Genomic DNA, 22,286 nt, shown 5'->3' with positions numbered 1-22,286 from the left:
ACCTTACCAGCCACCAGAAGCACCGCCACCGCCAAAGCCGCCGCCGCCGAAACCGCCACCAAAACGGCCTCCAGAAAAACCTCCGCCGCCAGAGCTTCCGCCCCAACCACTAGACCCACGTCGGTAACTACCACGGCCCATATTACTTAAAATAATGGCTTCTAAAATATCGCTTCCTGTCGATCTGTGACCGCCATTGCGTCCACCACCGCCTCGCCTATTTTTCGATATGGATATTAGAATAATAATAAAAATAAAGATGAGGATAAAGATGATGCCAATAGGAAATTCGCCTTCGCTAGATTGACGTGTACCTGTGTATTCTCCATTTAATACTTCAAAAATGGCATCGGCACCTCGGTTTAATCCGCCAGGGTAGTCATTCTGTCTAAAATAAGGAATAATGTCTCGTTCTATAATTCGCTTAGACAAGGCATCGGTTAATAAATGCTCTACGCCATAACCCGTGCTAATGGCTATTTTTCTATCATTTCTAGCTAATAGAATTAATACGCCGTTATCTTTTTCTTTACTACCACCAATTCCCCACTTTTGTCCCCATTTAGCACCTAAGTAACTAATGTTTTCTCCGTTGGTGGAATTTATAATAGCCACAACAATTTGTGTTGAGGTAGTATCGGAATATTTTATAAGTTTATTTTCTAAGCTAGATTTTTCTGAAGCACTTAATAAATTGATATAGTCATACACACTAGTTTGAAACTTGGGTGTTTCAGGAATTTCATATTGGGCATGAGCAATATTCAAAACAAAGCATAGCATTAAAAAACTAATAATGCTTTTTGTTTTTAAAAGTGATTGCAAACTGAATACTGAAAACTGCATACTAACTATCTATCCTTTAGAAATTTCGTTTGTTAACTCGTTAGTGTCATTATCAGAATAAGGAAAATACCTTTTAAGTTCTTCGCCAGATTTTAAAATGCCTTCAATTAACCCTTTTTTAAAATCACCTTTTTTAAAATGCAATTGCATAATATCTTTAGTGCTATCCCAAAAGTTACTCTCAACCTTATCATTAATGCCTTTGTCGCCATAAATAGCAAAAGCTTTATCTTCAATTGCCAAATAAATTAACACGCCATTTTGAAGTTTTGTGTTATCCATTTTTAAGGTGTGAAATAAATCTAAAGCACGAGTGGTAATGCCATCGCCTTTGCAGGTTTGCTCGAGGTGCACACGTATTTCTCCCGAAGTGTTTAGTTCGGCAACTCGAATAGCTTCAACAATCTCTTGCTCCTCGCTAGTACTTAAGAAATCTTCAACGTTATTTGGCATATGATTTAGTTAAAATCGAAATCAACATCTGGTGCTTTTTCACTTCCCGCTTCAGATTTAAAATAAGTCATAGGTTCAAAACCTAAAATGCCGGCAAGTATGGAATTAGGAAATGTTTTAACGTGGTTGTTATAAGGTTCTACAGATTCGTTAAAACGATCTCTAGCAACGTTAATTCTGTTTTCGGTACCTTCCAACTGGCTTTGTAATTCTAAAAAATTTTGGTTTGCTTTTAATTCTGGGTAACGCTCTACAGTTACTAATAAGCTTTTTAAAGCGCCAGATAAACCACCTTGAACTTCATTAAATTTGGCAAGTTGTTCTGGAGTAATGTTAGATGGATCTATGGTAACAGAAGTTGCCTTTGCTCTAGCTTCTATAACGGCTGTTAGTGTGCCTTTTTCGAAATCGGCAGCACCTTGTACTGTTTTTACTAAATTACCTATTAAATCGTTTCTTCGTTGGTAGCTACTTTCAACATTTGCCCATGTTTTAGTTGCACTTTCTTGAAGGTTTACAGCAGTATTGTTAAATCCTTTTCCCCAAGAATAAATTCCTATGGCAACAATTGCGATAATAATTAATGGTAAAAATTTTTTCATAATCGAATGTGTATTGGTTTTTTATGTTGTCAGTTAGACGCCACTTTTAAATAAAAGTTACTTGTTTTAAGCGTTTTTTTTATATTTATAACTCAAGCATTTTAAAGATGCTCCTTAATCTTGGTAAGTTGGCTTTTAATATCTTCAAGTTTACTAATAATCTCGAAGTTATTGAGGGCTTGTTTTTTTTCTTCTTTTAAGTGGGTTTTTGCACCTTCTAAAGTAAAACCACGTTCTTTTACCAGGTGATAAATAAATTTTAAGTTTTTTATATCCTCTGGCGTAAATTTACGATTGCCTTTTGCGTTTTTTTTAGGTTTAAGAACATCAAATTCGCCTTCCCAGAAACGGATAAGCGATGTGTTAACCCCGAAAGCTTTAGCGACCTCTCCAATAGCATAATATCTTTTTTCTGGTAAATTTATATGCATTAATCTAGCGATTGGTTTTCTAAAGAAGCGTGCTCCAATAGTTTGTTAAATTCTTCGGCCGTTAAACTACCATAGTAAAAGTTTATTGGGTTAATACGGTCGCCATCTTTAAAAATCTCATAATGTAAATGAGGGGCTTCAGAGCGTCCTGTGCTTCCAACAAAACCTATTAAATCGCCACGTTTTACTTTCTGGTTTTTTCTAACATTGTATTTGTACAAATGCGCGTACAAACTAGTGTAACCGTAACCATGGTCTATTCTTATATGTTTTCCGTAACCCGATGAGTTACTGTCTGCGCGTTCCACAACACCATCGCCACTAGCATAAATAGGTGTGCCTCTAGGGGCAGTAAAATCCATACCCCAATGCATTTTTCTAACCTTTGTAAATGGATCTGAGCGCATGCCGTAACCAGAAGCCATTCGAGTTAAATCTTCATTGCTAACCGGTTGTATTGCTGGAATTGCAGCAAGTAATTTTTCTTTTTCTTCAGCTAGAATAGCAATTTCATCTAGCGATTTAGATTGTACTACAATTTGTTTTTGTAATATGTCTAAACGCTTATTACTTTCTATAATTAATTTAGAATTATCAAAGCCTTCTAAACTCTTGTAACGATTTATACCACCAAAACCTGCTTTTCGTTGTTCGTCGGGTATTGGGTTAGCTTCAAAATAGACGCGGTAAATATTATTATCTCTATCGGCAACATTGGCTAAAACGGCCTCGGCATGTTCCATTTTTTTGTTCAGCAATTCAAACTGTAATTGCGTATTTTGTAATTCTCTTTTTAAGGCACGTTCTTTTGGCGATTCTACATACTGACTCGCAATAAAAACAAATATAAATGCAAAAAAAGCGGCCGCTAACATAAAGAGCGTCGCATACTTAAAAGTAGTTCGTTTTTTGCGCTCTATTTTGCGGTATGAGAGTGATTCTTTATCGTAGTAATATTTTACCTTACTCATGTCTTAAATTATACTATTTTTGCAACTAAATTTTATGCAACAAAAGCTGTTGTTTAAAGTATGTTAACGAACAAACCTACGAAATTATTATCAAAATAGTTGTAATGATAATTTAAAAGTAGATTAAGTATCTCCTTAATTTTAAATATTTTTGGAGAGTAAATATAGAAAATTGTTTTTATTAAAAGTAAATTAATAAAAACACGATGCATAATAACGATACATGAAGTCACAAGAAGTTAGATCAAAGTTTTTAAGTTTTTTTGAAGAAAAGAAACATAGCATAGTGCCATCGGCGCCAATGGTTTTAAAGGATGACCCTACATTAATGTTTGTTAATGCAGGTATGGTACCTTTTAAAGAGTATTTTTTGGGTAATGGAAAACCTAAAAATAACCGTCTTGCAGATTCACAGAAATGTTTAAGAGTTTCTGGTAAACATAACGATTTAGAGGAAGTAGGTTACGATACGTATCACCATACTTTATTTGAAATGTTAGGAAACTGGAGTTTTGGCGATTACTTTAAAAAAGAAGCTATTGCTTGGGCTTGGGAGCTTTTAACAGAGGTTTTTGGTATTGATAAGGATATTTTATACGTAACCGTTTTTGAAGGAAGTGATGATGCCGATGATTTAAAAATGGATACCGAAGCTTATGATATTTGGAAACAATACATATCTGAAGATCGCATTCTAAAAGGTAATAAAAAGGATAATTTCTGGGAAATGGGCGATCAAGGACCATGCGGACCTTGTAGTGAGATTCATGTAGATATTCGTTCGGCAGAAGAAAAAGCTAAAGTTTCTGGAATGGATTTAGTTAATGAAGATCATCCTCAAGTTGTTGAGATATGGAATCTAGTATTCATGCAATACAACCGGAAGGCTAATGGTGTTCTTGAAGGCTTACCAAACAAGCATATTGATACAGGTATGGGCTTCGAGCGTTTATGTATGGTGCTTCAAGGTGTTCAGTCTAACTATGATACCGATGTGTTTACACCAATAATTCACGAAATTGAAACTATAACTAATAAGACTTACGGGAAAAATGATGAGGCAGATATTGCTATTCGCGTAATTTCCGATCATGTTCGTGCCGTAGCATTTTCAATAGCCGATGGGCAATTACCAAGTAATACTGGTGCTGGTTACGTTATTAGACGAATTTTACGTCGTGCCGTGCGTTACGGATTCACTTTTTTAGATAAAAAAGAACCGTTTTTATACAGATTGGTTGATGTTTTAAGTAACCAAATGGGAAAAGCTTTCCCAGAATTAAAAGCGCAAAAGCAATTAATTGAGAATGTTATTAAAGAAGAAGAACAATCGTTTTTAAGAACCTTAGATCAAGGTTTGGTTTTATTAAATCGTATTGTAGACGAAACAAAAGGCGATACAGTTTCGGGTGAAAAAGCATTCGAATTATACGATACCTATGGGTTTCCTATAGATTTATCGGCTTTAATACTTTCTGAAAAAGGCATGAAGCTTGATGAAAAAGGATTTAACGACCATTTACAAAAACAAAAAGAGCGTTCTCGTGCGGCAAGCGAAATGTCTACAGAAGATTGGACGATTCTTGTTGAAGATGCTGAAGAAGAATTTATTGGCTATGATAGTTTAGAAGCTAATGTAAAACTTACTAGATACAGAAAAGTAACCTCTAAAAAAGATGGTGATATGTATCAGTTGGTTTTTAATTTAACACCGTTTTATCCTGAAGGAGGCGGACAAGTTGGAGATAAAGGTTATTTAGAAGATACACACGGCGATGTCGTTTACATTTTAGATACCAAAAAAGAGAATAATGTAATTATTCATTTTACTAAAAACTTACCACACCATGTTAATGAAGTGTTTAAGGCTGTTGTAGATTCCAAGCAACGTTATAAAACAGAATGTAATCATACAGCTACGCACTTGCTACATCAAGCATTGCGCGAAGTTTTAGGAACTCACGTAGAACAAAAGGGGAGCGCTGTGCACTCAAAATATTTGCGTTTCGATTTTTCTCATTTCTCAAAATTAACAACTGAAGAATTACAAGAAGTCGAGAATTTTGTAAACCGACGTATTGAAGGTAAACTACCATTGCAAGAAAAACGTAATATTCCTATAGATGAAGCCATTGCCGAAGGCGCAATGAGTTTGTTTGGCGAAAAGTATGGCGATACTGTACGTGCTATTCGTTTTGGTAAATCGATAGAGCTTTGTGGAGGAACACACGTAAAAAATACAGCAGACATTTGGCATTTTAAAATAGTATCTGAAGGTGCAGTAGCATCTGGAATTAGAAGAATTGAAGCTATTACCAACGATGCTGTAAAAGATTTTTATTTTGAAAACAACAGGGCGTATTTCGAGATGAGAGACTTGTTAAACAATGCTCAAGAACCTGTTAAGGCACTTCAAAACTTGCAAGACGAAAATGCAAGTCTTAAAAAGCAAATAGAAGGTTTACTAAAGGATAAAGCTAAAAACATAAAAGGCGAACTTAAAGGAGAATTGGAAGCTATTAATGGCATTCAATTTTTAGCTAAAGAACTAGATTTAGATGCTGGCGGATTAAAAGATGTGGCTTTCGATTTAGGTAGCCAGTTTAATAATTTATTTTTATTATTCGCAACCGAGCAAAACGGAAAAGCATTATTGTCTTGTTACATTTCTAAAGAATTAGTGGCAAGTAAAGGTTTAAATGCTGGGCAAGTAGTTAGAGAATTAGGTAGATATATCCAAGGTGGCGGCGGCGGACAACCATTTTTTGCTACTGCTGGTGGTAAAAACCCTGGAGGAATAGAGGAGGCTTTAAGCAATGCTAAGAAATACTTGGTTTAAAAGGGTTGCGCTATAAAAAAACCAAGATGAAATTTCAAACCAATATACCGTTAGAATCACAGTCAGAAAATCAAATAGACTACAGTTCTAATGTGCTGTTGTTTGGTTCCTGTTTTTCAGAAAATATTGGAGAGAAGCTAAGCTATTTTAAATTTAAAAATACTCAAAACCCGTTTGGTATATTATTTCATCCTAAAGCTATTGAAACCTTAATTTCTAAAGCTGTTAGTGGTTATGTATATACACAAAACGATGTATTTTATCATAACGAGCAATGGCATTGTTTTGATGCCCATTCAAAATTAAGTCGCCCATCAAAAGAGGATTTATTAAATGAATTAAACGCTCATATTAATGTTACGGCTTTAAATTTAAAAAAAGCATCGCATATTGTTATTACACTAGGTACAGCTTGGGTGTATAGCAATATTGAAACAAAACAAGTTATAGCCAATTGCCATAAGGTACCGCAAAAGCAATTTAAAAAGGAATTGTTATCGGTTGCAGAAATAGAAGCGTGTTTAAAAAACATTCTTAACTTAATAAGAAGTGTTAACCCTTCGGTTTCGGTAATATTTACGGTTTCTCCAATACGGCATATAAAAGATGGGTTTGTAGAAAGCACACAAAGTAAAGCGCATTTAATAGCAGCTATTCATCAAGTTTTAATGGGGCAATCTTATTATTTTCCTTCTTTTGAAATAATGATGGACGAACTTCGCGACTATCGTTTTTACAATGCAGATATGATTCACCCAAGCCCATTAGCGGTAACATACATATGGGAAAAATTTAAGGCGGTTTGGATTTCGGAGGCATCATTTAAAACTATGGAAGCGGTTAATGTTATTCAAAAAGGTCTACAACATGAGCCTTTTAATGAAACATCGGAGGCACACGGAAAGTTTCTTAAAAATTTACAAGAAAAAATGAAGAAACTTCAGTCGTCATATTCCCATATTCAATTTTAAGCACGTGTAACTTGTAAGATGAAGTTTACTGGAAGTTCACAATATGTGTTTTTTTAAGTGGATTACATAAAATTCGTACTAAAAAATGTATCGTATTTTGGTATTGATTCTCAGGTTATTGCGATTAGCTTTTTTTTTCGCACTTAGTCGAGAAATTAATAGACCTCAATTAATTAATTGTAGTTTCATCTTGCTATTAATCAATTTATATAAAAAGCACCAATATTTTAATCAGTTACATGATTGAATGTTGGTGTTTTTTTTTTTCATTATTTTCCTGGTAATGGGGGTAAATTAATAATTCGTTAACCTTTAGGTAATATAAAAGCTACTATTGTGCTGTATATTTGCAGTGTTAGTTTAGTTTAGTAAAAATGCATTGGTTTAGACTTCTTATGTCGAAGGAAACTGATGTTTTTTTTTTGCCTAAAAATTAACTTATACTGCCCTTATAGTTTTAAAATTATTTCTAAATTAGTACATGCGAAAAATTCTGTTTGGTGTAATTATTACTTTAGTAATACTCTTTACTTTTAAGTATTGTGGAGATAGGCAAGAGGATAAAATAATGCTTCAAGAAAGTTCGGTCCTTATTCAAGAACAAATAAAAAATGTTGGTAAGCTTATTGTTACCGAAGGGCATTTTAGCGAAGTTTTTAATTATAAAAACTCAAAAGATATTTTTGGTGATTTGTTCTCGGTTGAAAAGAAAGCTTTAATTGTTGTAAATGCCGATGTAACTGTTGCTTACGATTTAAGTAAAATTGAATTTGAACTTAATGAAGCTGATAAAACCCTAACGATTTTAAGTATCCCGGAAGAAGAAGTAAAAATTCATCCAGATTTGGAGTATTATGATGTACAGGCAGATTACTTAAATCCATTTGAAGCCAAGGATTATAACGATATTAAAAATACTGTAAATGTGATGCTAACAAATAAGATTGAAGCTTCAGATTTAAAAGCAAATGCTAAAAACAGATTAATTAGCGAACTATCAAAATTTTATATCCTTACCAATTCTTTAGGGTGGACATTAAAATGCAACGCACAACCTGTACAATCTGCAAAAGATTTACAAAGTATAAAACTATAGCTTATTTCTTAAGCTTGTCCAGCCACCACCGTTTAAAGCTTCAACACCATTACTGTTTAAAATGGAAGCCGCACTACCCGAGCGCATACCACTCGCACAGCAGGTTATTACGGGTTTGTTTAACTTCTTTATTTCAGCAATTTTAGCATTTATAGTTTGTAATGGAATGTTTTTAGATCCTGAAATGGCACCTTGGCTATATTCATTAACCGTTCTTACATCAATAATAACGGCACCTCTTGTTTTAAAATCGTTTATCATGTTTTTTTTATTACCAAATAGAAAATTAAATAAGCCCATAGTTTATTTTTTATGCAAAGTACTTTAATTATTTTTAAAGTTTAAGTAACATGAGTTGCATAAGGATACATTAAAAATTTATGTATATTCAGCTTTTAAAATTTTAAATTTATGGAAGCTTACGTTTCGCTTACTATTACTAATAATGTAGGATATATAGAGTTTTATCATCCTAATAGAAACTCTATGCCTAGCGATGTGTTATCAAAATTACAGCAAACTATTATAGATGCCGGTAGTAACGATAACATAAAAGTTATTGTTTTAAAAAGTGGCGGTAACAGAACCTTTTGTGCAGGTGCTAGTTTTAACGAGGTTATAGCTATTGATAACGAAGTAAGCGGAAAACAATTTTTCTTAGGTTTTGCAAACGTTATAAACGCTATGCGTAAATGCCCAAAATTAATTATTGGGCGCGTGCAGGGTAAAACTGTTGGTGGTGGTGTTGGTTTAGCTGCAGCAACAGATTATTGTTTAGCTTCAAAATTTGCTTCTATTCGATTAAGCGAATTAAGTATTGGTATAGGACCATTTGTAATAGAGCCAGCAGTGTCTAGAAAAATTGGAGTAAACGCTATGTCGCAAATGACTATTGATGCAGAAACATTTTTCTCGGTTCAATTTGCTAAAGAAAAAGGTTTGTATGCCGAAGTATTTGAGACTACTGAAGAGTTAGATATAGCTGTTGCAGATTTAGCCGAAAAATTAGCGAGTTATAATCCTGAAGCAATTAATGAAATGAAAAAAGTGTTTTGGAAAGGCACCGAAAATTGGGACGCATTACTTGCCGAACGTGCAGAAATGAGTGGAAAATTGGTGTTAAGTAAGTTTACTAAAAACACCTTGAAAAGGTTTAGGTAAATTGTATTGAGATTCACTTTTCTTAAGGGTTTTGCCTTATTTTTCCCATCAAAAATAATTATCTTTACCGGATTACAGAAGTGTAATATTTATGTTATCCTGATTTGTTTATGGGGTAGTATTTGTATTAGTTTCGTTTTAAATTTTGTAGTTATAACCATATTTCACATTTCGCCGAAAATTAAATGAATAAGGCATATTACGCTGAGAAAGGATTATTTGTTGGAATCACTTCGGTTGTTTGTGCGTTTTATTTTTTTGCTCCCACTCTTTTTACTTTAAAAAGTTCGCTAATTGAAATTAATGGAGAAATAAGTGAATTAAATATTTATTATACCCGTGTGGAGAGTTATAGAGGTTCAAATAGTATTAAATCAGAACTACAATTTACACTGAATTCGTCTCAAAGTAGATATGTCCTTATGAAAAATATAGGGCAAAGTGGAATTAATGAAAGATTTGAGAATTTAGAAAATCAATTAAGACAATCAGGAAGTGCTAGTGTTTGGATAAAACAAAGCCAAAAATATGAATATAAACCGACCGTTTTTCAAATAGCCGATAAGAATAGAAGTATAATTTATGGTTTTGAAGAATCGAAATCGCATTCAAGATTCGGATTTTTGATTTCTTTTGCCTTGGGAATTTTTGGAATTGGATTATGGGTGAGACATAAATACTTTAAAAATCCTGATATGAGGAAGTCTAAAAGAATTAGCTTTTTTTAACTTTAAAAATATTCCGAATGGATTTTAAGAGTTTTATTAATTTTTACAAAAAAATATACATGCCTTTACTTAAATAGAAGTAAGAGAATAAAACAATGAACTTAACTATCGAAAACATATTATTAGTTGGCTCCTTATTACTTCTTGTAAGTATTATAGCCGGTAAGACTACCTATAAATTTGGTGTACCAACCTTACTCCTTTTCTTGTTTATAGGCATGTTGGCAGGTTCAGATGGTATTGGTGGTATCCGTTTTGATAACCCAAAACTTGCACAATTTATAGGCATTGTATCTCTTAATTTTATTTTGTTTTCGGGTGGATTAGATACCAACTGGAAAGATGTTAAACCCATTCTAAAAGAAGGTGTGGTGTTATCCACATTAGGAGTTTTATTAACGGCAGTTTCTCTTGGGATTTTTGTATATTACGTTACAGATTTTACTATTTATGAGAGTTTGTTGCTAGGGTCTATCGTGTCTTCAACAGATGCTGCTGCTGTATTTTCAATTTTACGTTCAAAAAGTATTGCATTAAAAACGAACCTAAGGCCAACTTTGGAGTTAGAAAGTGGTAGTAACGATCCTATGGCTTATGTGCTTACCCTTGCGTTTTTAACTTTAGTAATCCATCAAGACCAAAGTTTTATATCTATAATTCCACTGTTTTTACAGCAAATGGTTCTGGGAGGTATCGCAGGTATTGCCTTTGGGGTATCTAGTAAATATATTATCAATAAGATAAAACTTGATTTTGAAGGGCTTTATCCTGTATTAGTAATCACATTAATGTTTATTACCTTTTCTGCTACCGATTTTGTGGGCGGAAATGGGTTTCTTGCCATATACATTTGTGCTGTTTATTTAGGTAACCAAGATTTAATACATAAAAAAACCATTTTAAAAATGTTTGATGGTTTAGCGTGGCTTATGCAAATTGTTCTATTCCTTACATTAGGGCTGCTTGTTTTTCCATCGCAAATCATTCCGTATATGGGTATTGGTTTACTTATTTCGGTGTTCTTAATTTTAGTTGCTAGACCTATAGGTGTGTTTATTAGTCTTATATTTTTTAAAATGAAACTTAAACGCCGATTTTATATCTCGTGGGTTGGTTTACGTGGTGCCGTTCCAATTGTGTTTGCAACCTATCCGCTTTTAGCAGGTATTGATAAAGCGCACATGATTTTTAATATAGTATTCTTTATTTCGGTAACTTCCATATTAATTCAAGGAACTACGCTTTCTATCGTAGCGAAATGGTTAAATGTGGCTTTACCTGAACAAGCAAAAAGATTAACGGCAACAGATTTACTCATGTCAGATAATCCAAAAGCAGAAATGAAGGAAATTTTAATAACTTCAGGTTGTTTCGCGGTAGACAAAAAAATTGTAGAGTTGGGGTTTCCTAAAAATGCAATAATAGCCATGATTATAAGAGATAATAATTACATGACACCCAACGGAGCAACAGTAATTAAAGCGGAAGACACCTTAATAGTTCTCGCAGATAAACACAACGTTTTTGATGAAGTGTATAAAGCTCTCGAGAAATAGAAAGCGATTATGTGGCTAAAATCACTTGTAAATTAAAATAGTATTAGCTTAATGGTTTTTGATTAACAAGCTCTAGACCATCATCAATTAAGTGTCCTAATTCTGGTTTGTTTTGTTTAACTGTTTCCAGATGATTCAATATTTTTTCACATAACTCGGTTTCATTGGCTAAGTGCGCTAACTCATATAATTCAACAGCTAACAGCCAGTCATTAGGATGGTTTTCAATAAGCTGTTCTAAAACTTTAGTTCTAGAAACGGTAGTGTTGGTACCTTTTCTGTAATCTCTAACTTGTTGGTACAAGGTTTCCAAGGCTAACTGAGCTTTTGTTTTTTTAATATGAATGGTGTTCGAACTTGTTTTATGTGTAATTAAATCAAAACTAATTAAATCGGCAGGTCCCGAAAAGGCCGATACAATAGCTTTACCCACAGCCATATCATAATTTCCCCATTCGGGTTTAAAAAGAATGGTTTCATTATAAGAAACAGTACAGTTTTTAAAACTAATAAGTATAATTTTGCCCTGTAAATTACGTTTTCCGGTTATAATTTCCCCTGAAACTTGTATTCCGCCTTCAAACTCTAGGGTAACCACTTTTTCTTCATAAATATTGTAAGCCGCTAAATCTCGAGGACTCATATCTTCAATGGCTAGATTAATGCCTTTTAGTTTTCCTATGGGTGAACCAAATCCTTTGTTATGTGTGCTTATGCCGTGCCCTACTAATTCTTTTTCGCGATAAGCTAGAGCTGTTGGTCCTGTGGTTTGTATGTAACTCGGTTGGCCTTCGTGTTGGATCACTTGAGTGAAAATACCCGAAATTTGTACACCTGTGCTCAACTCAATAGTGCCTAAGGCATTCGAATCAATTAATTTTTGTGCACCTTGTAATCCACCTTTACGCAAAGCCATGGTGTTCGCAAATTCTTCAAGAATTAAACTTAAATGTGCAAAATTTGGTGTTACATAAAGTTGAGGTTGAGGTTTAGTTATATCAAAATCTTTATATGTTGCATTAATGTTGTAGGGCAGTTTTTTAACAGCATCCGTTATACACCAAGCGCTTTCTCCTATGGACGATAATAATCCAGCACCATAAATTTTTGGATTTTCAAGACTACCTATTAAACCATATTCCACGGTCCACCAATGAAGGTTTCTAATTAGTGCCATTTCACTAGGTTCACCCATGTTGTTTTGCAAATGGTCAACTTTCTCTTCCGCGGAAGCGATATCCTTTTCCGAGGAATTAGGAGCTTCTTTTATAATGGATAGGTGCCTTACAGCCTCGTAAAGTTCGTAATCTTTAGCCGATGAAATAGCTTTACAGCCAATTTCGCCAAAACGCCTTAGGTATTCGGCATATTCTGGGTTTGCAATAATAGGGGCGTGCCCTGCACCTTCATGAATAATATCGGGAGCTGGTGTATATTCAATATGTTCTAATTGCCTAATGTCGCTTGCAATTACTAATACATTATAAGCTTGAAATTCCATGAAAGCATTTGGAGGTATAAAGCCGTCAACCGCAACAGCTGCCCAACCAATATCTTTTAAAATGCGGTTCATGCCATACATATTTGGAATATGATCAATAGAAATCCCTGTTTGTATTAAACCATCTAAATAAGATTTATGTGCTACTTTACTTAAAAAATCGACATTTTTACGCATCACGTATCTCCAAACCGCTTGATTAATAGCTGAATAATCCTCGTAATTTTGAGGTTTAATAAACTGTTTTAAGTGTTTTGGTAATTTTTTTAGTATTTCGTTCGATTCAAATAAATCCGACATTGTTAAGTTTTATGTATGAAACCACTATAAAAATACGAATAATTCATTAATAATTATGATTTTTAGGTTTTCTTTCAATGAGGTGTATTTTTAATCGAGTAATTTCTGAGACTATAGGATATAAAAAAAAGCAACCCTAATCGAGTTGCTTTTTTAAATACGTTTTTGGAATTTTAAATTCCTGAAAAATTATTTTTCTGCTCCAGGAGGATATTTTTCCATGATTTGAGAAACAAACTCCTTAATACGTTCTTCCTTCTTTTCCATGTTTCTGCTTAAATAGCCAGTTCCCATACCTTGCCAAACCAATTCTTTTTTATTGGCATCAATAATGTCTATATATAAATGGCCTTGTGTGCTTACACTTGTGCTAGGTTGATTATAACCCCAGCCCCAACCAGGACCAAAGCCTCCGTAACCGCCCCAACCCCAGCGGCCCATGCCCCAAGAATTGTTATAAACATCAACACGTTGTTGCGACTTTGTAAATAAGCTAATTAATACATCTGGGTTTTCAGATTTTGTAAAACCTTTAGCTAAAAGTTCGGCTTCGATAGCACGAAGAATTCTACGTTTATCTAAATCGCTAATTTCTGCTTTATCAATACCTGTTTTAAAAAAGGCAAAGGTTTTGTATTGGCTAAATGTAGCTTCTTTGTCGTAATCGGCTGCTACTCTAACAGAGCTGCAAGATGAAACCACTAATAGTAAAACTAAAACTGGTAGGGTTGTGAAAAGTTTTTTCATAGTACAATTTTTAAAGGTTATAGTAGCTGTAAACTGTTAATTTTTAGCTTTATTATTAAAATATCATGTTAAATAGTAGTATCAATAATCATACCAAGGATTTTGGTTTGAGCAACTACTTTCTAGTGGGGGTTGTAGCCTTATTATATCCATAAGGGCAATGTCGGCATCCGCTTTCGCAGCAATATCCACGTTTTAAGTGATATTGCTCTGTAAAACAACGATAACCTTCGGGTGTCCAATAGAAATCGCCTTCTTCAATAGGAATTATTTTTTTCATTTGTAACAAAGATAATGTAAATTGAAAAAGCTTAAACACCTTCCATATAATTTGTTATTGTATTTTTTTAGAATAGCTATTGGTTTTAGGCTTAATGCTGTTTTAATTAAAAAAAATACTTTAAGGTAAATGTTGGATTGGTTTTTGAAATGTATGTAATATGATTTTTATTTCTAAATATTTAGTACCTAAAGGATACACTGGCATGACTATTTATCCTTTTGTTTTTTTAAAATCGGAAGCTTTAAAAACGAATACCGTTTTAATTAATCATGAAAAAATACATTTAAAGCAACAGGTAGAGCTTTTAATACTTCCTTTTTATGTGATTTACCTTGCCGAGTTTTTAATACGACTTTTGCAGTATAGAAATTGGCAAAAAGCTTACCGGAATATTTCGTTTGAGCGCGAAGCTTATTGCAACCAAACTAACTTAGAATATATTAACGGTCGCTCTATTTGGAGTTTTTTGAAGTATCTTCGCCATCATGATATTTAAGCTTGAAAATAGTATTAACCAGCATATAAAACTGCCTAATAAATTGGTAGAACTTTATATAAAACGCGAAGATGATATCCATCCATTTGTATCTGGTAATAAATACCGTAAGTTAAAATACAATTTACTTGAAGCGAAAAAACACAACTACTATACCTTGTTAACTTTTGGTGGGGCGTTTTCAAATCATATTGCTGCTGTAGCGGCTGCAGGTAAGCAGACAGGTTTAAAAACAATTGGAGTTATTCGCGGCGAGGAACTTGCTGAAAAAGTGGCGAGCAATGCGACATTAAGTTTTGCCAAGGCTAATGGTATGCGTTTTAAATTTGTATCGCGCGAGACGTATAGCGATAAAACAAATCCAAGGTTTTTAGAAGCTTTAAAAAAAGAATTTGGTTCGTTTTATCATATTCCGGAAGGTGGTACTAATGCGTTTGCTATTAAAGGTTGCGAAGAAATTTTAACTCCAGAAGATTTCAATTTTAATTACATCTGCACAGCAGTTGGTACTGGTGGTACAATTTCTGGACTAATTAATTGTTTAAAACCTAGTCAACAAGTTTTAGGTTTTCCTGCCTTAAAAGGCGACTTTTTAAAAGAAGATATTAGTAAATTTGCCAACAAATCCAATTGGGAATTAATTACCGATTATCATTTTGGTGGTTATGCTAAAATTAATGAAGCCTTAATTGCTTTTATTAATACGTTTAAACAAGATTACGGTATTGCTTTAGATCCTGTTTATACCGGAAAAATGCTGTTTGGTATTTTCGATTTAATTGAAAAAGGATATTTTCCAGAGGGTTCAAAAATATTAGCTATTCATACAGGTGGTTTGCAAGGAATTGCGGGTATGAATGCTGTTTTAAAAAAGAAAAATTTACCAATAATTATGTAATGTAATGAATAGAATTATAGTAATTATATGTTTGGCAGGTGTGCTTTTTAGTTGTAAGTCTAAAAAAAGTGTGGTTACCAAAAAGCCAAATACCACAACAAGAGATGTTCGAAAAACAACCGAAACTCCAAATAATACTAAAGTATATGCGAGTAATACCGAGCGTTATGTTGATGTTCATAGTGAAACGGCACAGCAAGAAATGAGTTTGTATGGTATTCCGGCAAGTATAACCTTGGCTCAAGGGATTTTAGAATCTGGTTCTGGAAATGGCCGTTTGGCTGTTGAAGCGAATAATCATTTTGGTATTAAGTGCCACGGTTGGACAGGGCAAAAGATTTATCATGATGACGATGCTACACAGGAATGTTTTAGAAAGTATAAAGATGCCAAGTATTCTTTTAGAGACCACTCGTTGTTTTTAACAGAAAGATCTCGCTACTCGAAGTTATTTAAATTAAAACAAGAAGACTATAAAGGTTGGGCTAAAGGTTTACGGGCAGCTGGTTATGCTACAGACCCTAAATATCCGCAAAAATTAATAAGTTTAATAGAGCGCTACAAGTTATATGAGTTTGATAAAGCCGTTCTTGGCGACAACTATGTAAGTTACAAAAGCCCAGTAACATCAAACCGAACTACCTATACCGTTGTTAAGGGCGATACGTTATATTCCATTTCACGACGCTATAATATTTCGGTAAAAGAACTTCAAAATTTAAACGGTTTACCTGATTCTGCTATTAGTATTGGGCAGGAGTTAGTGGTTAAACCATCAACAAAAAATTAGTTATAATGATTTATAAAAGAAGCAGTGCACTATTTGCCGAAGCAGAAAAAGTAATTCCTGGAGGCGTAAATTCTCCAGTTAGAGCCTTTAAAGGTGTGGGAGGAAAACCCATTTTTGTAAAAGAAGCTAAAGGTGCGTATTTGTATGATGAAGACGGAAACCGTTTGGTGGATTATATAAATTCTTGGGGTCCTATGATTTTAGGTCATGCCTTTGAGCCTGTGGTTAAAGCCGTTGTCGAGAAAGCCAAAAAAGGAACCTCGTTTGGAATGCCAACCGAAATTGAAACTCAAATTGCAGAATTAGCAGTTTCAATGGTGCCTAATATTGATAAAATACGTTTTGTAAACTCTGGAACCGAAGCCTGTATGAGCGCCGTGCGTTTGGCAAGAGGATATACCGGAAAAGATAAAATAATAAAGTTTGCTGGTTGTTACCATGGGCATTCCGATTCTTTTTTAATTCAGGCAGGAAGTGGTCTGAGTACTTTTGGAGTGCCAAACAGTCCTGGAGTTACTAAAGGAACGGCGCAAGATACTTTACTAGCACGTTATAATGATCTAGATAATTTAAGGGCTTTAATTGAAGCAAATAAAAACGAAATAGCCTGTATAATTATTGAGCCAGTAGCTGGAAATATGGGGTGCATTCCTCCCGTAGAAGGATTTTTACAGGGGTTGCGAGATTTATGCGATGCACATAATATTTTATTGGTTTTCGATGAGGTGATGACTGGTTTTCGTTTAGCAAAAGGTGGAGCGCAGGAATTATTTAATGTAAATGCAGATATAGTTTGTTTTGGGAAAGTTATTGGTGGCGGTTTGCCGGTTGGTGCTTTTGCAGCAAGAAATGAGATTATGAACTACTTAGCGCCTTTAGGGCCTGTTTATCAGGCGGGAACTTTAAGTGGTAATCCGTTGGCTATGGCTGCCGGATTAGCAATGCTAAAGGAGTTAAACGCAGATGCAGAAGTTTTTAAAAGACTAGAAGAAAAAACCGCTTATTTGCATTTAGGTATTGCGAAGGTTTTAAATGAAAACAAGATACTACATACCATAAATAGAAACGGTTCTATGATTTCGGTACATTTTGATGGGGCTGCAGTTATTGATTTTGATACCGCTGCAAAAGGTAATAATGAAACGTTTAAAAAGTTTTTTCACGGCATGCTTAACGCTGGTGTTTATATTGCGCCAAGTGCTTTTGAAACTTGGTTTATTACAGATGCCTTAAGTTATGAGGATTTAGATTTTACAATTGCTGCTGTGAATACCGTGGCTAAAACACTGTAGTTTTTTTATTTGTGTAATGCCTAGAATTGAAATTAAAACGGAAATAGAAGCGCCAAAAGAAATTGTTTTTGATCTTTCTAGAAGTATCGATTTACATAAAATTTCTACCAAGCAAACCCATGAGAAAGCCATTGCAGGAACCATTGGAGGTTTAATAGGCTTGCATGAAAGTGTAACTTGGAGGGCGAAACACTTAGGGGTTTACCAGAATCTAACTTCGAAAATTACAGAATTTAATCGTCCGGATGTATTTGTTGATGAAATGCAAAAAGGGGCTTTTAAATCGTTTAGGCATGAGCATCATTTTAATGCACTAAATAATGGTGGTACATTAATGATTGATGTTTTTGATTATGAATCGCCTTATGGTGTTTTTGGAAAACTGGCAGATTACTTATTTTTAAAAAGGTATATGACTAATTTACTTGTGGAAAGAAACCGGATTGTAAAAGAATTTGCCGAATCTGAGAAATGGAAAGCTGTATTATTAACAGATTAAACTGTTTAATGGGTTGGTAAAATAATGTATAAAAAAAACGCATCTCAATTATTGAGATGCGTTTTTACATTAACTAAACTCTAATTAAAATAACTAATTATATTTTACCTTCATCATAGCCTCTTTTTTGGCCTTTCTTTTTTCCTTCGCCTTTTCTTTTTCCTTTTTTCCCCATTCTAGCTTGCATCTTTTCCCATTTTGCATATTGCTCGTCGTTTAAAATGTCTTTCATTTTAGCTTTCTCTGCAATTTTATGGTCTAATCTGGCATTTGCCATTGCTAAACGTTCTTCTTTTGTTGGTTTTTTAGCATCGCCATTTTCTTTTTTAGCTTTGCGGTTTTCCATCATTTCTTTACGTTTGGTGGCATTTTCTAGGTTTAATTTTTGAACCTTGCTTTGTTGCGACTCTGTTAAATCTAAGGCAAGTGTCATTTTTTTAGTTTGAAATGTTGCCATTTCTTCGGCTGATAGGTTCATCATTCTTTCTCCTCTTTCACCTCTGTTGTGTTTTTCTTTTTTTTCTTCTTGAGCCGAAACTTGTAATGCGAACAATGCTACAGCGATTAATATTAATTTTTTCATTTTTTTATTGTTTTTAAATTTATTTGTCTTTTGGACTTCCTAAAATTAAAAGGGTTTAATGGGAGTATTGTTTTTAACTACATATTAACAGTTTTACGGTGTGTTTGGAATTTAAAATGCCTTTGGTTATGGACGATTTAAGTTGGTCTGTTTGCGGATATGTGGTAACTTAAAATAGGATAGTGGCTGTAGCGGACTTGCCCGCGTTAGGGATTGCAATGGAAAGCCCACAGCGACCTTTTGGGAGCGAGGACTTGTAATGGAAAGCCCGACTTTTTATGATCCTGCAAGGTTTTGGAAACCTTGAAGGTATGAGTAAAAAGTAACGCCCCAAATTATTTTGCGATTGGTACTTTTAAACTTATGCCTGTTTGAAAATCTGGTGCGTTATTTACTCTTAAGTCTTCTTTTACAAAGAGTGAAAGTTTGTATTTAGGTGTGCCGTAGGTGTATATGAAATTCCAACTAGCTAGTGGTTCATAAAGTGTGTAAACTCCATTTTGCCAGCCGCCTTTTATTTCTCGCCATTTGCCAATAAGTCTATAATAATTGCTTTCGTCTTGTTTGTTATATGCCGATTGGGCGTGGTAATTAATACCAAAGGCGTTAAAATTGCCCTTTTTTGTGTATTTGGTTAGTTCTATTTCGCCTTCGAAGGTAGCTAGGAAAGGGCTGTTTCCTAGGTCGATAACCTCTTTAAAGTTTACAATGTTTTTTGCTAAGGTGTTTACGCCTACTGCGAAGTTAAGCTCGTAATTATTTTTTAATGCCAGTTTTTTTATAAAGTTTGCCGAAATACCAGCGTCCAAGGAGGCATTGTATTTTGATGTGTTCCAGCCTAAGTGTGTGCCAAAATTAAGATAGATGTTTCTGGTTTTGTTTATGGCTAATTTTGGGTAATAATAATGTGTTAGTTCTAAGCCGCCAGTAAAAAAATCGTTATTGTTGAGTTGTAATGTGTTGCCGTTTCGGTCTAAATAGTTAAAGTTTACTTGGTTTAATCCGTAATAGCGTCGTCCAAAAGGATCTTCGCCACCTGCTACATTACTGTGAAACCATTCTATACTTTCGTCGCTAGTAAACAAGGAAAATGGGTATTTTCCATTGGTAATTAAATAGGACCGAAGGGTTACAGCTAATTCGTGTTGTTTGTTAATTGGGATGTTGGCGGTAACTCGAAACTCTTTAATTATAGCATCTATAACGATATTTAAATAATCGGCTGGTGTTAGCTCTTGATCTAAAAATTCAAACCTACGGCTGTACCAGATTACTTGACTTAGTTTTTTTCTTACTACGGGGTCTTTAGGGTAATGCGCTTCTACAAACGGGTGAAACGTATTTCCGGATGTATAGTTTATGGCTAATGTAGTTTTTTCTGGCGGTGCGTATTTAAAATTAGTATTTATACGCGAGCTAAATATACCAAAGTGGTGGGTAGATAATATACTTGGGTTGTCAATTCCGTTTTTAAAGGATAAACTATCTTGTGCTTGTGCCGTAAGCAGGAAGCCACATAAACCGAGTAAAATGAATATACTTTTTTTTAGCATTGCGCAAAAATAGGTAAACTTTAAATAATTATAGTTTATGTGATTGTTAATTCTGATTGTGCCTTATTTATTAGGTTTAATGTGGTTTTAAATACTGTGGTGTTGGTTGCTTTGCTAATTAGCCAACTGTAAAAGCTAATTACAAAAATGTCTTCTTTATGTATTTTTTGCCAATTAAAGTTTGCTTTTATTTTGCTTTTAAAAGCGGGTGTACATGCATTTTCTGGGCTTTTGTAATACATTTCTACAAAACTTAAGTAGATAATAACGCGCTGTTGGTTTATGCTTTTTAGGTATGGGATGTATTGACGTTTAAAGCTTAGTAATTTAGATTCTACTAGGTTGATGTTTTGTAGCTCAATATGTAAAAGAATTTCAATTAGGTTCTTTTTAATTAACCATTCTTTTCCTGCTTTTTCGGCGTACCAAGTATCGGTATGGTATAGTTTAGAGAGTAAGCTGTGCGTTTTTTTAAAATCTAATTTCTGGAAATAGAACAAGATAAGGCTTAAATTAATATCCAATAGCGTTTCAATATCTTTATGTTTAGCTGGACGTATAGTTTCTAATAATTGGATGGCACTGCCTTGCTTGTTACTATAGTTTAAATTTAAGCCTTTTAATAAATGGTACTTTAGAACAAATGTTTTATGGTATTTCTTTTTTTGCAATTGCATGTGTTGGTGCATAAGCTCTAAGTATTGCAATGATTCTTTAAATTTTTTATTTCTGAAAAGTGCATTTGCTATGGCGTACAAAATATGGATGTGGTAAAATAGTTGTTTCTGTTTATTTTTATGTTTGGTGATTATTTGGTACATGTCGATTAAAAAAGGTTCGATTTTTAAATAATCTTTAGTTATAAATGCCGAAATACTTGATATGGTTACTAATTGGTATAATGATTTAAACGACATAGAATCGTTTAAAGTGATGTTGTGCTCTTTTAGGATGTTGGTTAAAATGGTTTGAAAATCTAGAATATCACCTTTATAGGCGATGCTGTTTAGGGTTTGCCTGATTTTTGCATACACGATATTTAGCTCGTCTTCTAAATGAATGTTTTTTTGATTGGTTTTAAATTTTACTGTAAGCGCATCAATATCTGCAAAGGGATATGCGTAGGCGTATTGAATTTTTGTGTGATATATTTCGTTTAAAAATGGAAATAGGTCGTTGGTTGAAGCTAATTTTTCGGCTTTATCTAAAATTTTATATGCCACTTTATACTGCTTTTGTTGCAAGAAGGCTTTGGATGCTAAGATGAACTTAATGATTTGCATATCTGCAGAGTTTTCTTCTTGTAAACTTTGGTTGGCTGTAAAGTCTATTAATGACTCATACAGCCGTTTCCTAAGCGCGTGGTATGCGTTTTTTTTATTGCCATATAGTTTAGTGCAAATAGCGTTAGAGTCTAATTCGTTTTTGCATAGTAAATTAAATAGCTTGATGTTTTTGGTGTCGTTTCGTTTGTTCTTTTTATCAAGGTAAGTGATGAATTTTTGCTGGTCTTCGCTAGAAAAGGCCGAAACTATCTCGTTTAAATCTGTCATTTAATCGTCATTAAATAGTGTGTAGTATAAGTAAATATAGCTATTATTTATAATTATGTTTATTTTATATCGTCATTTATTTGTGAAAGTTGTGTTTTAGGAGATTTAGTTATTTCGCAGATTTGCCTCATAATCAT

The 22,286-nt window shown here is 33.9% G+C and carries 23 protein-coding genes; 11 read left to right on the top strand and 12 right to left on the bottom strand.

Features of this window, described 5'->3' with window-relative positions:
• Positions 1-3: 3 nt before the first annotated feature.
• The 5 genes from AAFN75_RS03835 to AAFN75_RS03815 form a co-directional block, all read right to left on the bottom strand.
• Positions 4-846, bottom strand: coding sequence for a TPM domain-containing protein (locus AAFN75_RS03835; RefSeq protein ID WP_411808302.1), 843 nt, complete (start codon positions 844-846; stop codon positions 4-6).
• A 9-nt stretch (positions 847-855) separates the two neighbouring features.
• Positions 856-1,299, bottom strand: coding sequence for a TPM domain-containing protein (locus tag AAFN75_RS03830; protein WP_411808301.1), 444 nt, complete (start codon positions 1,297-1,299; stop codon positions 856-858).
• 5 nt (positions 1,300-1,304) lie between these two features.
• Positions 1,305-1,901, bottom strand: coding sequence for a LemA family protein (locus tag AAFN75_RS03825; RefSeq protein WP_411808300.1), 597 nt, complete (start codon positions 1,899-1,901; stop codon positions 1,305-1,307).
• Positions 1,902-2,002: 101 nt separating this feature from the next.
• Positions 2,003-2,332, bottom strand: a complete 330-nt coding sequence (locus AAFN75_RS03820; RefSeq protein ID WP_411808299.1) for a MerR family transcriptional regulator — start codon at positions 2,330-2,332, stop codon at positions 2,003-2,005.
• Positions 2,332-3,303: a M23 family metallopeptidase gene (locus AAFN75_RS03815; protein ID WP_411808298.1), complete on the bottom strand. Its 972-nt coding sequence runs from the start codon at positions 3,301-3,303 to the stop codon at positions 2,332-2,334. The genes AAFN75_RS03820 and AAFN75_RS03815 overlap by 1 nt, the downstream gene beginning before the upstream one ends.
• 223 nt (positions 3,304-3,526) lie before the next feature.
• On the opposite strand from AAFN75_RS03815, the gene alaS reads away from it, so the two are divergent.
• The 3 genes from alaS to AAFN75_RS03800 all read left to right on the top strand — a co-directional run bounded on the left by alaS (position 3,527) and on the right by AAFN75_RS03800 (position 8,209).
• Positions 3,527-6,142, top strand: a complete 2,616-nt coding sequence (gene alaS / locus AAFN75_RS03810; RefSeq protein ID WP_411808297.1) for an alanine--tRNA ligase — start codon at positions 3,527-3,529, stop codon at positions 6,140-6,142.
• A 26-nt stretch (positions 6,143-6,168) separates the two neighbouring features.
• Positions 6,169-7,113, top strand: coding sequence for a GSCFA domain-containing protein (locus tag AAFN75_RS03805; RefSeq protein ID WP_411808296.1), 945 nt, complete (start codon positions 6,169-6,171; stop codon positions 7,111-7,113).
• Positions 7,114-7,594: 481 nt separating this feature from the next.
• Complete coding sequence (locus AAFN75_RS03800; protein ID WP_411808295.1) at positions 7,595-8,209, top strand: DUF4230 domain-containing protein; 615 nt, start codon at positions 7,595-7,597, stop codon at positions 8,207-8,209.
• Here AAFN75_RS03800 and AAFN75_RS03795 read toward each other — a convergent pair.
• Positions 8,204-8,509, bottom strand: a complete 306-nt coding sequence (locus AAFN75_RS03795) for a rhodanese-like domain-containing protein (RefSeq protein ID WP_411808294.1) — start codon at positions 8,507-8,509, stop codon at positions 8,204-8,206. The two genes, AAFN75_RS03800 and AAFN75_RS03795, sit on opposite strands and share 6 nt — an antisense overlap.
• A 111-nt stretch (positions 8,510-8,620) precedes the next feature.
• On the opposite strand from AAFN75_RS03795, the gene AAFN75_RS03790 reads away from it, so the two are divergent.
• The 3 genes from AAFN75_RS03790 to AAFN75_RS03780 all read left to right on the top strand — a co-directional run bounded on the left by AAFN75_RS03790 (position 8,621) and on the right by AAFN75_RS03780 (position 11,654).
• Entirely contained in the window at positions 8,621-9,370 is a 750-nt protein-coding gene (locus tag AAFN75_RS03790; protein ID WP_411808293.1) for an enoyl-CoA hydratase/isomerase family protein, read from the top strand.
• Between the two features lie 185 nt (positions 9,371-9,555).
• Positions 9,556-10,098 (top strand): hypothetical protein, encoded by a 543-nt coding sequence (locus tag AAFN75_RS03785; RefSeq protein ID WP_411808292.1) that lies wholly within the window; start codon positions 9,556-9,558, stop codon positions 10,096-10,098.
• A 95-nt stretch (positions 10,099-10,193) separates the two neighbouring features.
• Complete coding sequence (locus tag AAFN75_RS03780; protein WP_411808291.1) at positions 10,194-11,654, top strand: potassium/proton antiporter; 1,461 nt, start codon at positions 10,194-10,196, stop codon at positions 11,652-11,654.
• 43 nt (positions 11,655-11,697) lie between these two features.
• On the opposite strand, the gene AAFN75_RS03775 is transcribed toward AAFN75_RS03780, so the two are convergent.
• The 3 genes from AAFN75_RS03775 to AAFN75_RS03765 form a co-directional block, all read right to left on the bottom strand.
• Positions 11,698-13,455, bottom strand: coding sequence for an aromatic amino acid hydroxylase (locus AAFN75_RS03775; protein WP_411808290.1), 1,758 nt, complete (start codon positions 13,453-13,455; stop codon positions 11,698-11,700).
• Between the two features lie 189 nt (positions 13,456-13,644).
• A complete protein-coding gene (locus AAFN75_RS03770) occupies positions 13,645-14,202 on the bottom strand; it encodes a DUF4136 domain-containing protein (protein ID WP_411808289.1) in 558 nt (185 codons plus the stop codon).
• 115 nt (positions 14,203-14,317) lie between these two features.
• Positions 14,318-14,482, bottom strand: coding sequence for a DUF5522 domain-containing protein (locus AAFN75_RS03765; protein WP_411808288.1), 165 nt, complete (start codon positions 14,480-14,482; stop codon positions 14,318-14,320).
• Positions 14,483-14,642: 160 nt separating this feature from the next.
• On the opposite strand from AAFN75_RS03765, the gene AAFN75_RS03760 reads away from it, so the two are divergent.
• From AAFN75_RS03760 to AAFN75_RS03740, 5 genes are read left to right on the top strand one after another with little or no spacing between them, the layout of a single operon-like run.
• Complete coding sequence (locus AAFN75_RS03760; RefSeq protein WP_411808287.1) at positions 14,643-14,981, top strand: hypothetical protein; 339 nt, start codon at positions 14,643-14,645, stop codon at positions 14,979-14,981.
• Positions 14,971-15,879: a 1-aminocyclopropane-1-carboxylate deaminase/D-cysteine desulfhydrase gene (locus tag AAFN75_RS03755; protein ID WP_411808286.1), complete on the top strand. Its 909-nt coding sequence runs from the start codon at positions 14,971-14,973 to the stop codon at positions 15,877-15,879. The genes AAFN75_RS03760 and AAFN75_RS03755 overlap by 11 nt, the downstream gene beginning before the upstream one ends.
• Positions 15,880-15,883: 4 nt before the next feature.
• Positions 15,884-16,669, top strand: a complete 786-nt coding sequence (locus AAFN75_RS03750; protein ID WP_411808284.1) for a glucosaminidase domain-containing protein — start codon at positions 15,884-15,886, stop codon at positions 16,667-16,669.
• 5 nt (positions 16,670-16,674) lie between these two features.
• Positions 16,675-17,961, top strand: coding sequence for a glutamate-1-semialdehyde 2,1-aminomutase (gene hemL / locus AAFN75_RS03745; protein WP_411808283.1), 1,287 nt, complete (start codon positions 16,675-16,677; stop codon positions 17,959-17,961).
• A gap of 16 nt (positions 17,962-17,977) precedes the next feature.
• A complete protein-coding gene (locus AAFN75_RS03740) occupies positions 17,978-18,460 on the top strand; it encodes an SRPBCC family protein (protein WP_411808282.1) in 483 nt (160 codons plus the stop codon).
• 97 nt (positions 18,461-18,557) lie between these two features.
• Here the strand turns inward: AAFN75_RS03740 and AAFN75_RS03735 are convergent, their stop codons facing one another.
• From AAFN75_RS03735 to AAFN75_RS03725, 3 genes are all read right to left on the bottom strand, one after another.
• Positions 18,558-19,043, bottom strand: coding sequence for a hypothetical protein (locus AAFN75_RS03735; protein WP_411808281.1), 486 nt, complete (start codon positions 19,041-19,043; stop codon positions 18,558-18,560).
• A gap of 335 nt (positions 19,044-19,378) precedes the next feature.
• Positions 19,379-20,596 (bottom strand): hypothetical protein, encoded by a 1,218-nt coding sequence (locus AAFN75_RS03730; RefSeq protein ID WP_411808280.1) that lies wholly within the window; start codon positions 20,594-20,596, stop codon positions 19,379-19,381.
• Positions 20,597-20,631: 35 nt separating this feature from the next.
• Complete coding sequence (locus tag AAFN75_RS03725) at positions 20,632-22,149, bottom strand: hypothetical protein (protein ID WP_411808279.1); 1,518 nt, start codon at positions 22,147-22,149, stop codon at positions 20,632-20,634.
• Positions 22,150-22,286: the final 137 nt, after the last annotated feature.

It is taken from the genome of Algibacter sp. AS12, from assembly GCF_046736315.1.
Lineage (GTDB): Bacteria > Bacteroidota > Bacteroidia > Flavobacteriales > Flavobacteriaceae > Algibacter_B > Algibacter_B amylolyticus.
The sequence above is the reverse complement of the archived record's forward strand: the minus strand, read 5'-3'. Positions and strand labels throughout refer to the sequence as shown.